General features: G+C 70.5%; 10 protein-coding genes and 2 pseudogenes. 7 read left to right on the top strand and 5 right to left on the bottom strand.

The window, feature by feature from the left end; all coding sequences use genetic code 11:
- Positions 1-3: 3 nt before the first annotated feature.
- A complete protein-coding gene (locus H8R17_RS03855; RefSeq protein WP_187821727.1) occupies positions 4-852 on the top strand; it encodes an SMP-30/gluconolactonase/LRE family protein in 849 nt (282 codons plus the stop codon).
- Between the two features lie 431 nt (positions 853-1,283).
- Here H8R17_RS03855 and H8R17_RS46310 read toward each other — a convergent pair.
- The 3 genes and pseudogenes from H8R17_RS46310 to H8R17_RS46305 all read right to left on the bottom strand — a co-directional run.
- Positions 1,284-1,373: pseudogene (locus H8R17_RS46310) on the bottom strand (toxin); the annotation flags it as partial.
- A 25-nt stretch (positions 1,374-1,398) separates the two neighbouring features.
- Positions 1,399-1,740 (bottom strand): annotated as a pseudogene (locus H8R17_RS03850) (hypothetical protein); the annotation flags it as partial.
- Positions 1,741-1,977, bottom strand: coding sequence for a hypothetical protein (locus H8R17_RS46305; RefSeq protein ID WP_262504985.1), 237 nt, complete (start codon positions 1,975-1,977; stop codon positions 1,741-1,743).
- Between the two features lie 50 nt (positions 1,978-2,027).
- Here H8R17_RS46305 and H8R17_RS03845 point away from each other — a divergent pair, with 50 nt between their 5' ends.
- The 5 genes from H8R17_RS03845 to H8R17_RS03825 all read left to right on the top strand — a co-directional run bounded on the left by H8R17_RS03845 (position 2,028) and on the right by H8R17_RS03825 (position 7,796).
- On the top strand, positions 2,028-3,386 hold the full coding sequence (locus H8R17_RS03845; RefSeq protein WP_187821685.1) for an extracellular solute-binding protein: 1,359 nt from the start codon (positions 2,028-2,030) through the stop codon (positions 3,384-3,386).
- Positions 3,383-4,321 (top strand): carbohydrate ABC transporter permease, encoded by a 939-nt coding sequence (locus tag H8R17_RS03840; RefSeq protein WP_187821684.1) that lies wholly within the window; start codon positions 3,383-3,385, stop codon positions 4,319-4,321. The genes H8R17_RS03845 and H8R17_RS03840 overlap by 4 nt, the downstream gene beginning before the upstream one ends.
- A complete protein-coding gene (locus H8R17_RS03835; protein ID WP_187821683.1) occupies positions 4,318-5,184 on the top strand; it encodes a carbohydrate ABC transporter permease in 867 nt (288 codons plus the stop codon). Before H8R17_RS03840 ends, H8R17_RS03835 begins: the two co-directional genes overlap by 4 nt.
- Positions 5,185-5,206: 22 nt before the next feature.
- Positions 5,207-6,175 (top strand): arabinan endo-1,5-alpha-L-arabinosidase, encoded by a 969-nt coding sequence (locus H8R17_RS03830; protein WP_187821682.1) that lies wholly within the window; start codon positions 5,207-5,209, stop codon positions 6,173-6,175.
- Positions 6,176-6,281: 106 nt separating this feature from the next.
- Entirely contained in the window at positions 6,282-7,796 is a 1,515-nt protein-coding gene (locus tag H8R17_RS03825; protein WP_187821681.1) for an alpha-N-arabinofuranosidase, read from the top strand.
- A gap of 16 nt (positions 7,797-7,812) precedes the next feature.
- Here H8R17_RS03825 and H8R17_RS03820 read toward each other — a convergent pair whose 3' ends face one another.
- Both H8R17_RS03820 and H8R17_RS03815 read right to left on the bottom strand, forming a co-directional pair.
- The gene (locus H8R17_RS03820) at positions 7,813-8,919 is read right to left on the bottom strand and encodes a hypothetical protein (protein ID WP_316959300.1); all 1,107 of its coding nucleotides are present in this window, start codon (positions 8,917-8,919) and stop codon (positions 7,813-7,815) included.
- Positions 8,920-9,034: 115 nt separating this feature from the next.
- Complete coding sequence (locus H8R17_RS03815; RefSeq protein ID WP_187821680.1) at positions 9,035-11,995, bottom strand: beta-galactosidase; 2,961 nt, start codon at positions 11,993-11,995, stop codon at positions 9,035-9,037.
- A 559-nt stretch (positions 11,996-12,554) separates the two neighbouring features.
- On the opposite strand from H8R17_RS03815, the gene H8R17_RS03810 reads away from it, so the two are divergent.
- Complete coding sequence (locus H8R17_RS03810; RefSeq protein ID WP_187821679.1) at positions 12,555-13,205, top strand: DUF4360 domain-containing protein; 651 nt, start codon at positions 12,555-12,557, stop codon at positions 13,203-13,205.
- The last annotated feature ends 204 nt before the right edge of the window (positions 13,206-13,409 follow it).

The following is a 13,409-nucleotide window of genomic DNA, read 5'->3' as shown; positions in this document are numbered from 1 at the left end:
ACGATGACAACGCCGTACGACATCGCGGTCCGCGCGGAGGCGGAACTCGGCGAGGGCCCGACCTGGGACGCGGCGGCGGGCCGCCTGATCTGGATCGACATCCTCGGCTCCCGCATCCACACCTACGACCCGGCCACGGGCCGCCGGACGGTCCGTACGACGGAACAGCACGTGGGTGCCGTGAAGCCGCGCACGGGCGGCGGACTGGTCCTGAACCTGCGGGACGGCGTAGGCCTCCTGTCCCCCGACGACAGCTTCCGCTGGCTGCACCACGAGCCGGTCCCCGGCCGCCGCGCCAACGACGCCGCCGTCGCCGTGGACGGTGCGCTGTGGGCCGGCACCATGCGCTACGACGAGGCACCGGGCGGCGGCACGCTGTCGCGGATCACCGCCGCCGGCGCGGTGGAGGTCGTCCTCGACGACGTGGCGGTCAGCAACGGCACGGGCTGGAGCCCCGACGGCCGCCTGATGTACTACATCGACTCGCCGACCCGCCGCATCGACGTCTTCGACTACACGGACGGCCGGATCTCGAACCGCCGCCCCTTGGCCGAGATCGAGGACGGCGCCGGCTTCCCCGACGGCCTCACGGTCGACGCCGAGGGCTGCGTGTGGGTGGCCCTGTGGGAGGGCGGCGCGGTCCGCCGCTACACCCCCGCCGGCTCCCTGGACCGCGTGATCCCCCTCCCGGTCCCCCGCGTAACGGCCTGCACCTTCGGCGGCCCCGACCTCACGGAGCTCTACATCACCACGGCCCGCACAGGTCTCACTTCCCCACCTCCACTCTCCGGCTCCCTCTTCGTCGTACCGGGAGCGGGCAAGGGGCTGCCCCAGCCGGCGTTCGCAGGCTGACGCCGACATTTCTCATCCCAGCCGACGACGTGGGCGGTACGGGCCCGGCGGACGGCCGAGAACGCGGACGGGCGGGGCTCGACACTGCCACGCCAAGCCCAGGCCGCGGATGGACAGCCGTCGGCAGCGGCCGTCCAACCGCCGCCGCAAGCCGCGCTCGCGTGGTGCCGCACGCGGAGACGGCGGACAACCGCATGGCGGGCAACCGCTGCTCGCAAGCCGCGGGCATGCGGCCGCCTGGGGCGGCACGGGTGGGCGCGGGCGGCACCCCGTCAGCGCCGGGCTGCGCACCCCACCCCCGGCCAGCGCCCACGCCGGGCGCCTGGCAAGCCACCCCCGGCCAGCGCCCACGCCGGGCGCCTGGCAAGTGCGGTCCAGCCGACGCAGTCACCCCGCACCCCACCCCCGGCCAACCGGCAAACGCAACCCGGCACGACGACCTCGCGGCCCCGCCACGCGCTGACCGACGCGACGAGCGCCTCGAACAGGACCCCGGCGTCCGCCGGCACCGGAATCCGCATCGGCTCGATGAGGGCGTCGGCGAGGCGCCACGACCACGCCCGCGTAACCAAAGACCACCCGGCGCGTGGCGCGGCGGGTGGCGGCCGAGTCGGCCGAGTCGTCGTTCAGGCCGCCCCGCCAGACGATGATCAGCAGTAGGCACGAGGCGCAGAACGCGGTCAGCAGCGAGTACACCCACGGCGCCGCGATGTTCGGCACGCCGGTGATCCGGTTGACCCGGGCGATGGCCGAGGGCGCGACGAACACGAACACCGCGCAGGCGAGCACCAGCAGCCCGCCGACGGCGCGCAGCAGCGGGTCCGTCCAGAGCCGGATGATCGGGGGCAGCTTGATCGCCAGGGCGGCGGCCAGGACCACGGCCGGGATCTACCAGAAGGACGTGTAGAACTCGCCGAGGAACGCGGCGGTGTCCAGTGCCCGGTGCCCGACGGCCGCCGCGTGGGGGTGCATCACCGCGCGCTCCTCCTCCCCGGCACGGCCGTACAGCAGCCGTTCGAGACTACGCGTCCGGATGTGTCCGCCCCTGAGATTTTGTCCGAACCATTGACGTTGCAGCGCTGCAAACGTACGGTCCCGTTCGACCTTGCGAGCGATATCCGACATACCGAACGCGCTCGAAGGGAACCACCGAGCTTCGAACAGATGGGCAGGGCATGGGACGACCTGACCTGAATCGCAGGCAACTCCTGGCCGCGGCGGGCGGCCTCGCGGTCGCGGGCAGTTTCGGCTTCGCGGCCCTGGGCACGGGCGCCGACGCCCTGGCCTCCAGCGCGCGCACCCGGGTGCGGTACTGGAACCTCTTCAGCGGCGGCGACGGCTACAACATGATCGCGATGCTGAACGGCTTCCGTAAGGACCATCCGGACATCGCGGTGAAGGACTCCACCCTCCAGTGGGGCAGCCCCTTCTACACCAAGCTCGCGATGGCGGCCGCGGGCAACCGCGCACCCGACCTCGGCGTCATGCACATGGGCCGGGTCACCGGCTTCGCGCCCGGCCGCCTCCTGGACGCCTGGGACGTCGGCCTGCTCGCCAAGTACGGCGTACGGAAGCAGGACTTCAACCCCCAGCTGTGGAACCGCGGCGTCATCGACGGCAAGCTCTACGCCCTCCCGCTCGACATCCACGTCCAGCTCTGCTTCTACCGCAAGGACGTGCTGAAGAAGGCGGGGCTGCTCGGTGACGACGGCCGGATCGTGCCCGTCACGTCGACCGACGAGTGGTTCGACGTGCTCAAGGAGGCAAAGAAGGCCACCAAGAAGGGTCTGCAGACCATCGGGATATGGAACAGCGACCAGAACTTCCAGTGGTGGTTCTTCGTCGCCTTCTACACCCAGCTCGGCGGCACCTGGTTCAACGCCGCCCGCACCGAGGTCACCTTCGACACCGACAAGGCCACCCAGGTCCTTCAGTTCCTGCGTCGGCACATCACCGACGGGTACGCCAACCCGAGCTTCGGAGGCCCGGCGAGCGCCGAACAGTTCGTCAACGGCTCCCCCTTCGTCTGGGAGGGCGACTGGTCGGTGCCGGTCTACGACACGGCGAAGATCGACTACGGCGCGACCCCGCTGCCGCCCGTCTTCGGCAAGCCCGCCACCCACGCCGAGTCGCACGCCTTCGTCCTGCCGCACCAGTCCGACCGCGGCGGCCCCGCCAACGAGGGCGCCCACCAACTCGCCGCCTACGTGGTCAGGCACGCGCAGCAGTGGGCGCTCGGCGGCCACATCCCCGCCTACCGGCCGGTGCTGTCCACGGCCGCGTACAAGAAGATGAGCCCGCAGAACGAGTACGTGTCGGCCATGGACCACCAGGCCACCGAGCCGAAGGTGTGGTTCGCCGGATCCACCGGCATCCTCGCCCAGCGCATCGGCCCGATCGTCGTCTCCTCCACGATGGGCTCCGCCAAGCCGGAGACCGCCGCCCGCCGGATGAAGAGCGAGTTGACCAGGCTGCTCGCGACGAAGAACCCCATGGACGGCAAGACCGCCGCGCAGGGAGGTGCGGTCGCATGACCACCAGCGCTCAGACCGTCGTCGCACCGGCGCGCGCGAAGACCGCCGCCGACACCGCCACCGTCCGCCGCAAGCAGGGCTTCCAGCACGGCGGCTGGTTCGTCGCCCCGTTCCTCACCCTGTTCGCGCTCTTCGTGATCTGGCCGCTGCTGCGCGGCGTCTACCTCAGTTTCACCGACGCCAACATCTCCGGCGACACCGCGAACTTCGTCGGCCTCGACAACTACCGCGAGGCCCTGGGCGATCCCCTGATGTGGGACACGCTCGGCCACAGCGCGTACTTCACGCTCCTGGTCGTGCCCTGCATCACCGTCCTCGCCTTCTTCCTCGCGATGCTCGCCCACAACATCGAGCGCGGCAAATGGCTGTGGCGGCTGTGCTTCTTCGCCCCGTTCCTGCTGCCCTCCACCGTCGCGGCCAACCTGTGGCAGTGGCTGTTCAACCCCGGCACCGGAATGATCAACCACGTCTTCGGCCTCGACACGCCGTGGCTCGCCGACAAGTCCTACGCGATGCTCGCGGTGGTCATCTGCACGCTCTGGTGGACGGTCGGCTTCAGCTTCCTGCTCTATCTCGCCGCGCTCCAGGGCATCCCCGACCACCTCTACGAGGCCGCCAAGCTGGACGGCGCGAACCCCTGGCACCGCACGGTCCACATCACCCTGCCCATGCTGCGCAACATCACCGGGCTCGTCATCGCCCTGCAGATCCTCGCCTCGCTCCAGGTCTTCGACCAGGCCGTCGTGATGATGGACTTCACCCCCGGCCCCGAGGAATCGACCCGCACCATCGTCCAGTACACCCTCGAAGAGGGCTTCACCAGCTACCGCGTGGGCTACGCCTCCGCGATCTCCATCATCTTCTTCGTGATCATCGCGTCCGTCGCCGTCGCGCGGATGTGGCTGCTGCGTAAGCGTGAGGAGGGCGTGCGATGACCGCCACGCAGATCCGCGTCAGGGCCCCGAAGGCCCGGGGGCCCTGGACCACCGGCCAGATCGTCCTCACCCTGCTGGGCACCGCCGTCTCCGCGGTGTTCATGGCGCCGCTCGCCTGGGCCCTGTTCACCTCCCTCAAGTCCGAGACCGAGGCCGTCGCGGTGCCGACGCACTGGCTGCCCAAGGAGTGGACCGCCCAGGCCTGGACGGCGATCTTCGAGACCGGCAACATCACCAACTGGTTCGTGAACTCCGTCGTCGTCTCCGTCTGCGTCACTTCCGTCGTCCTGCTGGTCAGCGCGCTCGCCGGATACGGCTTCGCCCGCACCGAGTTCCGCGGCAAGAACGCCCTGCTGGGCCTGGTCATGGCCGGCCTCATGGTCTCGCCCGCCGTCCTCGGCGTCCCCCTGTTCACCACCGTCCAGCAGATGGGCATGGTCGACACCTACTGGGGCATGATCCTGCCCCAGTGCGCGCCCGCCGCGATGGTCTACATCCTCTACAAGTTCTTCCAGGGCGTCCCGCGCGAACTGGAGGAGGCCGCCTTCATCGACGGCGCGGGCCGCTGGCGGGTCTTCTTCACCATCGTCCTGCCCCTCTCCCGCCCCTCCCTCGCCGCGGTCGGCATCTTCACCTTCATCGCCTCGTGGAACAACTTCCTGTGGCCGTACATGGTGACCAACAACCCCGACCTGATGACCATGCCGAACGGCATCGCGACCGTCATGAACTCCTACGGCATCCAGTGGGCCCAGCTCATGGCCGGCGGCCTCATGGCGGGTCTGCCGCTGATCATCGTCTTCGTCTTCTTCCAGCGCCAGATCGTGGCAGGTGTCGCCCACACCGGCCTCGCGGGCCAGTAACTCCCGTAAAGGAGCTACGCACTTGAAACGCATCAGACTGGCGGCGATCCTCGCCGCCGCCGTCCTCGCCCTGCTCCCGACGTCGGCCACGGCGGACGCGACCTATCCCGACCCGCAGCCCATCACGGGCCAGCAGATCATCCACGACCCCACGGTCATGCACCTCAAGTCGGGCGGCTACGTCGCCTACTCCACCGGCGGCATCATCGGCGCCCGCCTCTCCAAGGACATGAAGCACTGGGACGACGCGGGCAACGCCTTCGCCGAGGCCCCGAGCTGGTGGTACGAGTACAACGACAAGGCCGACCCCTGGGCCCCCGACCTCTCCTACCGCGACGGCCGCTACTGGCTCTACTACGCCGTCTCCTCCTGGGGCACCAACCACTCCGCGATCGGCGTCGCCACCTCCCGCTCCGGCCTCCCCGGCACCTGGACCGACCACGGCAAGGTCTTCACCTCCGAGAAGACCGACACGTGGAACGCCATCGACCCGGCCATCGTCCGCGCCGACGGCAAACTGTGGATGGCGTTCGGCTCCTACTGGACCGGCATCCGCATGGTCCAACTGAACCCCGGGACCGGCAAGGCGATCGAGGACGCCAGAGTCCACCACCTGGCAACCCGCCCCGACGAGCCGTACGCGGTAGAGGGCCCGTACATCGCCAAACACGGCCGCTACTACTACCTCTTCGCCTCCTACGACACCTGTTGCCAGGGCGTGAACTCCACGTACAAGATCAAGGTCGGCCGATCGACCTCCGTGACCGGCCCGTACGTGGACAGCACCGGCAAGCCGATGCTGGAGGGAGGCGGCGACCTGCTCCTGGCAGGCCACGGCAAGTACATAGGCCCAGGCGGCCAGTCGATATTCCGCACCCAAGGCAGGGACTGGCTGGCGTACCACTACTACGACGCAGACGACGAAGGCACCCCCAAGCTGGGCTTGAACCAACTGCGCTGGACAAGAGACGGCTGGCCCAATGCCCTATAGGGGCGCGGGGCTGTATCGACATGCGGCTCCGCCGCGTGGGCGCGACCAGCCACAACGAACCCGCAGCCGCCAACGACCCCCAAACCACCCACCCCGAAAGGCGCACATGCCCACCGCCCGCTTCACCCTCGACCCCGCCTTCACAGTCGGCGAGGTCAACCCTCGCCTCTTCGGCTCCTTCGTAGAACACCTCGGCCGCTGCGTCTACACCGGCATCTTCGAACCCGACCACCCCACAGCGGACGCGTCCGGCATCCGCCAGGACGTCCTCGAACTCGTCCGCGAACTCGGCGTCACCGCCATCCGCTACCCCGGCGGCAACTTCGTCTCCGGCTACAAGTGGGAGGACTCGGTCGGCCCCGCAGAGGACCGACCCCGCCGCCTGGACCTCGCCTGGCACTCCACCGAAACCAACCGCTTCGGCCTCTCCGAGTACATCGACTTTCTCCGCAAGGTCGGCCCTCAGGCCGAACCCATGATTGCCGTCAACCTCGGCACACGCGGCGTGGCCGAGGCCCTCGAACTCCAGGAATACGCCAACCACCCCCACGGCACGGCCCTTTCCGAGCAGCGCGTCTCCCACGGCGACAAAGACCCCTTCGGCATCAAACTCTGGTGCCTGGGCAACGAGATGGACGGCCCCTGGCAGACCGGCCACAAGACGGCCGAGGAGTACGGCCGCATCGCCGCCGAAACGGCCCGCGCCATGCGCCAGGCGGACCCCTCCGTCGAACTGGTCGCCTGCGGCTCCTCCGGCCAGGGCATGCCCACCTTCGCGGAGTGGGAGGCAACCGTCCTCAGGGAGACGTACGACCTCGTCGACTACATCTCCCTGCACGCCTACTACGAACCCCACGACGGCGACCTCGACTCCTTCCTCGCCTCCGCCGTCGACATGGAGTCCTTCATCGAGAACGTCGTCGCCACCTGCGACCACGTGGGCGCCCGCCTGAAGTCCAAGAAGAAGATCAACCTCTCCTTCGACGAGTGGAACGTCTGGTACCTCTCCCGCTGGGAGGCGCACGCCAAGACCTTCGAGCAGGACGACTGGCCGGAGGCCCCGCGCCTGCTGGAGGACAACTACAGCGTCATGGACGCGGTCGTCTTCGGCTCGCTCCTCATCGCCCTGCTGCGGCACGCCGACCGCGTCACCGTCGCCTGCCTCGCCCAGCTCGTCAACGTGATCGCCCCGATCATGACCGAGCCGGGCGGCCCGGCGTGGCGGCAGACGACGTTCTTCCCGTTCGCGCAGGCCTCGAAGTACGGCCGCGGCCAGGTCCTGGACGTCCGCGTGGACTCGCCGACGTACGAGACGAAGAAGTACGGCGAGGCCGACCTGCTGCACGCCACCGCCGTACGCGCCGACGACGGCACGGTCACCGTCTTCGCCGTCAACCGCAGCCGTACGGATGCCCTGCCGCTGGAAGTCGCCCTCAACGGGTTGGAGCTGACGCGAGTCGTGGAGCACAGCACCCTCGCGGACGCCGACCCGGACGCCCGGAACACGGTCACCGAACCCGAGCGGGTCACCCCGCACGCGGTCCGGGGCACGGCCCTCCAGGACGGCACGCTGAACGCCGTCCTGGAGCCGCTGTCCTGGAACGTGATCCGACTGGCGTAGCCCGGGGCCGGACCGGTCAGCGTTCGATGCGCACCTGGGCGGGCGGATACGGCGACGAGGTCGTCATGCCGGCCGCCCAGTAGGCGCCCGGTGAACCCGGCACGCCCGCAAGGGAGTGGATCAGCACGGGGGTCTCGGCGGCCGGGCCGCGCTCGCTCACCCACGTCCCGTTCTCCCACCGGAGGTAGTGGGCTCGGTTCTGGTCCCAGAAGTCCCACCCGGAGATACGGTCGGGCTGCCCCTGCGCGTCGCCGACGATCCCCGTGAGCATGCCGACGCCGAACGGGCGGGTGGGTGCGCTCTCCCACGTGCTGCCGTCGCCGTGCAGCAGCAGGACGCCCGGGGGCTTGCCGGGTGGTCCGCCCACTCCGTAGTCGTAGCCGATGAGCCACAGGTCGTCGTCGGCAACCGGCAGCAGCCCGGTGACCGAGGCGCGGAGGCCCTGGTAGCCGGGCAGTTCGGTCCATGCGTCGCCGTTCCAGCGGGCGACGATGCCGACGCCGTAGACCCAGACGTCACCGCACGGCGTCCGCGTCACGCCCGAGGGTGTGGCGGTCGTACCGCTCGGGGGCCGGTCCACCCACGTCCAGCGGCCGCGGTGGCCGTGCAGCAGCACGCATCCGTCACTGTTGCGGCCGGACAGCCACACGTGGCCGCGGGGTCCGGTCGTGACCCCGGTGAGCGAGGTGCCGGACGCCCCGCGGCCGGGGAAGTCGGCCTCCTGCCAGGCCTGTCCGTCCCAGGAGAGCAGCCGGTTGCCGCCCACGGCCCACGCGGTGCCGTCCGGCGCGGCGGCGACGGAGTGGAGCGGCGCGCCGGAGCCGGCGCTCGTGCGCGTCCACGCCGTGCCGTCCCAGCGCAGGGCCACCGGTGTGCCCCTCGTGGCACCGTTGCGGCCCTCCTCGCCCACGGCCCAGGCCAGGCCGGGCCCGGCGGCGGCCACGTCCAGCAGAAGGGCGGCCGGGGTGCACTCGGGCGCCGGGACGGCCTGCCAGTCATGGGGGCCGGTTCGGGGCCGCCCGGCGGTGACCGGAACCGCTGCGGCCGGTCCGCCGCTCGTCGAGGCCAGCCCCAGTCCGGCCCCCGCCCCCGCTAATCCGCTGATGAAACGCCGTCTTCGCACGTCATTCCCCTCCCCGTTCGCCTGTTCGCCTGTTCGCCTGTTCGGCGGTCTGCGGAGGCACCACGGTGGAGCAGGACGCAGCAGAAGGCAATGGAGCGGGACGTTCTGGACGCGTCTAGTCGTCCACCGGCTCCACCGGCACCCCGCCCGCCGCCGCGCCCAGCAGCGTCAGCCGTACGTCCCGCGGACCCGACGGAGTGCTCCCGTCGGACAGGACGGCCAGGGCCAGGGTGTTGCGGCCACGGGTGCGGAGGATCCCGTTCGGCAGGACGAAGGTGTGCTGCGGGCCCACGTCGTTGATGTACTGGCCCATGTTCCAGCCGTTCAGGAAGATCTGGACGCGGTAGGCGCGGTCCGGGTCGTCGTCGAGGGTGAGCCCGACCGAGGCGTCGACGCCCGGATCGACGCCCAGCCGGAAGGCCGTCCGGTACCAGGCCACCCCCTGCCGCCGGCCGGCGCGCGGGAACTCCACGGCGTCCCAGCCGTCGTCGTCGTGGTCCGGCAGGTGCCAGCCCTCCCGCTCCCCGTACAGCCCGCCGTTGTTCAGCGGCCCGCGCACCGGGTCGGGCGCCCCGGCGCCCTGCAGCCGCCAACTCACCTTCGCAGACGCCCCCTTGAACGTGGCCTCCGTCAGCCCGCGCGCCGCCTTGTGCGTGTCGCGCGCGCCGCCGTCCTGGTCGTGCTGCATGCGCCGGACGAGCACGGACAGCACGTGCGTGTCCCGCTCGCGCAGCCTCTCCGGCACGGCGAAGGCGGCCGTGGCGGTCCACGTGCCCTGCCCCACCGAGTCCTTGTCCGGCACCGGCATCCGGTGTGTGCCCAGCGGGCGCCCGTCCAGCCAGGCCATCAACAGCCCCTGCGTGCCGGTGCTGTAGGCGAGGGACACCGACTCCATGTCCCGCGCGTCCGTGAGCCGACCCCGGTACCAGACGTCGCCGTAGTGGAAGCCGTAGTCGTCGGCGAACAGCACCGGCTGCCCGTCGGGCACGCGCGTGGTGCTGAACGAGGTGGTCCTGTCGGCGACCGTCCAGTCCGAGTCGTCGAAGTCCGGCGCCGACTCCGGGTTCTCGGTCCGCCGCCGCCAGCCGTCCAGCGCGGGCAGCGCCGGCCGCGGCACACCGGGCAGCACCCCCACGATCACCAGGCTGCCTGCGCGGGTGAGCCTCGTGCGCACCGGGCGCCCGTTCCAGGTGACGTGCGTGATGCCGCGCGGCGCCCACACCTCGAGGCCGGTCTCGCCGATCGTGTCCCCGGCCAGATGCACGGTGGCGCCGCTCAGCGTGGCCGAGCGCAGCAGCGCCGGGCCGTAGACGAGGAGCGGTCCGGACGGGGTCTCGTACGGCCACATCCGCAGCGCGCCCGCGTCGTCCGTGAACAGCAGCAGCATCGGCGTGTCGACGTCGGGGCTCTCCACCAGCACCCGGGACAGCCCGCCGGCGCCGAGCGGCGCGTTCACCCGCAGCAGCCCGTCCTCGTACACCCAGGCCGGCTCCGCGTCCAGGCGGGTGGCGTGCGGCTCGCCCGGACAGTCCAGCACGACCCGCGCCATCTCGCCGCGCCGCCCCGTGAACACGGCGATGTCCTGCCGGCCGACGGGCATCGACACCATGGGCTGCACGGTCGAGTACGCCAGCTTCCGGTGCCCCAGCTCCAGATCGGTGGTCATCAGTGTGGCGTCCCGCGGCGGCACGGTGACCGGCACGTCGATCCCGGTGCCCGGCAGCGTCGTGGTGACCTCCCCGTCGGAGTCGTTGCGCACGACGTACACATGCGAGCCGGTGTCGGGATTTGTCAGGTGATACACCTTCAGCCCCTCGTCCGACACCCGCACGCCCTTGGCCCGGTCCAGCTTGGCGAGGTCGGGCACGTACCGCAGCATCTGCCCGATCTGGTGCATCGGCGCCAGCTTGGGGGTGGCGTTGCGGGCCTCGTCGATGGCGGCGCCGTAGTCGTACGACGTGTAGACCGCCGGCGCCGGCAGCCAGCCCCACGACGTGCCGCCGAAGGTCATGTAGGTGTTGTGCAGCGTGATCCCGTTGGCGAGGTTGGTGAGGCAGAAACGCCGCTCGTACGCCGCGTCCCGGGTCCGCCGCGCCTGCGCGTAACCCTTGCCGTCGAACGTGGCCCCGCCCCACGCGTCGAACCAGCCACCGCCGAACTCCGGCATGAATCCCGGCGTCCGCGGACTGGCACTGGCCCCGCCCCTGGGGCCGCCGGGCCCGAAGTACCCCCAGTCCGGCGGCACCTCGTCGGGCGACGGATACCCGTCGAACCCGTACAGCCACCGCCCCTTCCCGCCGCCGGTGCTGAACGACCCCGGCACCCAGTACCCGTTCCTGCCCTTGTCGTTGTGGAACAGCGGTACGTCGATGCCGTCGGCGCGCACCTTGCCGTACAGGTGGGCCATGTACTCCCGTCCCGTCGGCTCGTCGACGTACGCGGCGTACTCGTTCTCGATCTGGTACAGCAGCACCGTGCCCGTGCCGCGCGTGAACTGATGCCGGACGGCGATCTCGTCGACGGCCGTCAGCCACTCGTCCACGTACCGCAGATACGTCGGGTCGGCGGTCCGCGCATGCCCCCGCGTGGCGGTCAGCCAGCCCGGGAAGCCGCCCCCGTCGACCTCGCCGTTGATGTACGGGCCGGGCCGCAGCACGACGTACAGGCCCGTCTCGGCGGCCGTCCGCAGGAACAGGTCCAGATCGCGGACGCCGGAGAAGTCGTACCGGCCGGGGGCGGGGGAGTGGTAGTTCCACGAGACGTGGACGCTGACCGCGTTGAAGCCGTGCGCCCGCATCTTCTGCAGCACGTCCCGCCACAGGGACGGGCTCGGCAGCCGGAACGGATGCATCTCGCCCGACCACAGTGCCAGGCGCCTGCCGTCGACCAGCAGTGAGTACCGGTCGAAGTCGACCACGTGCCGGGCCCCGTCCGCGCTCGGCGGGGCGGGCGGCGGGCCGGTCGGCGCGGTGCGCGCCCCGTGCGCGCGGGACGGCACTCCGCCGCTGCCGGTCAGCGCGAGACCGAGCGCCGCGGTGCCGGCGAGGGCGCTGAAGGTACGCCTGCTGAGCTCCAAGGGAGCGCCTCCTGTAGTGCCTGTTCTGTCCGTTCCACTGCACAACGAGGCCGATGTGCGTGACGTCAGCGATCGCGAGTGACGATCACGATCGCGCGTGACAAGAACCATCCTGCGGGACGACGGCGAGCGTCCGTGACAGCGGCGTCCGCCCGTGACCACGGAGATGGTGCTGGCCCATTGTCTACAGGCCGAACCCCACAATGGTCATATCGGCAGCCGCCGCCGCGGCGGGGCGGCGGTTACCGGCTGGCGCGCGAGGCCTCGCAGATCATGGCGGACGTCATCCGCGCGGTGGTCGGCCCGAACGTCTCCGTCCGCGGCGCCGGTCGTCGGGTGAACCGGTCGCTGTGTCGCCGTGTGAATTGGCCGAAGTTCGACCTGGCAGACGGGCGGGCGACTGCGTACGCTGCGACCGCTCCCGGCCTTCACAGCTCGTCCAAATGCCGTTCACAGGCTCGGGGGCGATGTGCACGCCTGCTATTGGCATGTGCATGACAAAACAGTCACTGCTCGACTCGACTCGATCACCACCCCCACAGAACCGGATGGGAGAACCATGGCCGGTGGCCTGTTCCTGAGCGGCGCGATCGCCGCGCTCCTCACCTCGGCACTGCCCGCACAACCCCCGTCCCCCGGGTTCGTCGACCCGCCCCCGGACAAGATCGTCATCAAGGTCGCCACGGTGAACGGCTCGGGCTGCCCGCTGGGCACCGCGGCCGTCGCCGTCTCCGAGGACAACACCGCCTTCACGGTGACCTACAGCGACTACCTCGCCCAGGCGGGCGGCGGCTCCGATCCCACGGCGTTCCGCAAGAACTGCCAGCTCAGCCTGATCGTCCACGTCCCCGGTGGCTTCACCTACGCCATCGCTGACGCCGACTACCGCGGCTTCGCCGCACTCCAGCCCGGTGCGACCGGCACGCAGCGGGCCTCGTACTACTTCCAGGGCTCGTCCCAGACGGCGTACAAGAGCCACCCCTTCGCCGGCCCCTACAACGACAACTGGCAGGCCACCGACAGCACCGAGTGGGCCCAACTGGTCTGGGCCCCCTGCGGAGTCCAGCGCAACTTCAACATCAACACCGAACTCCGCGTCAGCGCCGGCAACCAGGCGTCGGACAAGGTCAGCTTCATGACCATGGACTCGACGGACGGCGACATCAGCACGGTGTACCACCTGGCGTGGAAGGAGTGCCCGAAGACCTGACCGGACACGGCCGGGGCCGGCAAAAGCGCCGGCCCCGGCACCGGATCGGGAGATCGCCTTGATCCCCTGCCGGCCGGGTCGACATCGGCTGATCGGTGATTGGGGCTGCGCGGGCCATTGACGCGCAAGTAGTTCGATTCTACGTTCCGTTCGAACTTGCGTACGCCGTTCGGTATCTCGACCAACGGTATGTCATCCCCCACC

It is taken from the genome of Streptomyces sp. TRM68367 (genome assembly GCF_014495685.1).
Classification (GTDB): Bacteria; Actinomycetota; Actinomycetes; order Streptomycetales; family Streptomycetaceae; genus Streptomyces.
The sequence above is the reverse complement of the archived record's forward strand: the minus strand, read 5'-3'. Positions and strand labels throughout refer to the sequence as shown.

What these genes read in the sequence shown, in the direction of transcription:
- H8R17_RS46305 (WP_262504985.1), bottom strand. Translation starts at nt 1,977, where the DNA reads ATGTCGGATATCGCTCGCAAGGTCGAACGGGACCGTACGTTTGCAGCG.
- H8R17_RS03855 (WP_187821727.1), top strand. Translation starts at nt 4, where the DNA reads ATGACAACGCCGTACGACATCGCGGTCCGCGCGGAGGCGGAACTCGGC.
- H8R17_RS03810 (WP_187821679.1), top strand. Translation starts at nt 12,555, where the DNA reads ATGGCCGGTGGCCTGTTCCTGAGCGGCGCGATCGCCGCGCTCCTCACC.
- H8R17_RS03845 (WP_187821685.1), top strand. Translation starts at nt 2,028, where the DNA reads ATGGGACGACCTGACCTGAATCGCAGGCAACTCCTGGCCGCGGCGGGC.
- H8R17_RS03840 (WP_187821684.1), top strand. Translation starts at nt 3,383, where the DNA reads ATGACCACCAGCGCTCAGACCGTCGTCGCACCGGCGCGCGCGAAGACC.
- H8R17_RS03835 (WP_187821683.1), top strand. Translation starts at nt 4,318, where the DNA reads ATGACCGCCACGCAGATCCGCGTCAGGGCCCCGAAGGCCCGGGGGCCC.
- H8R17_RS03825 (WP_187821681.1), top strand. Translation starts at nt 6,282, where the DNA reads ATGCCCACCGCCCGCTTCACCCTCGACCCCGCCTTCACAGTCGGCGAG.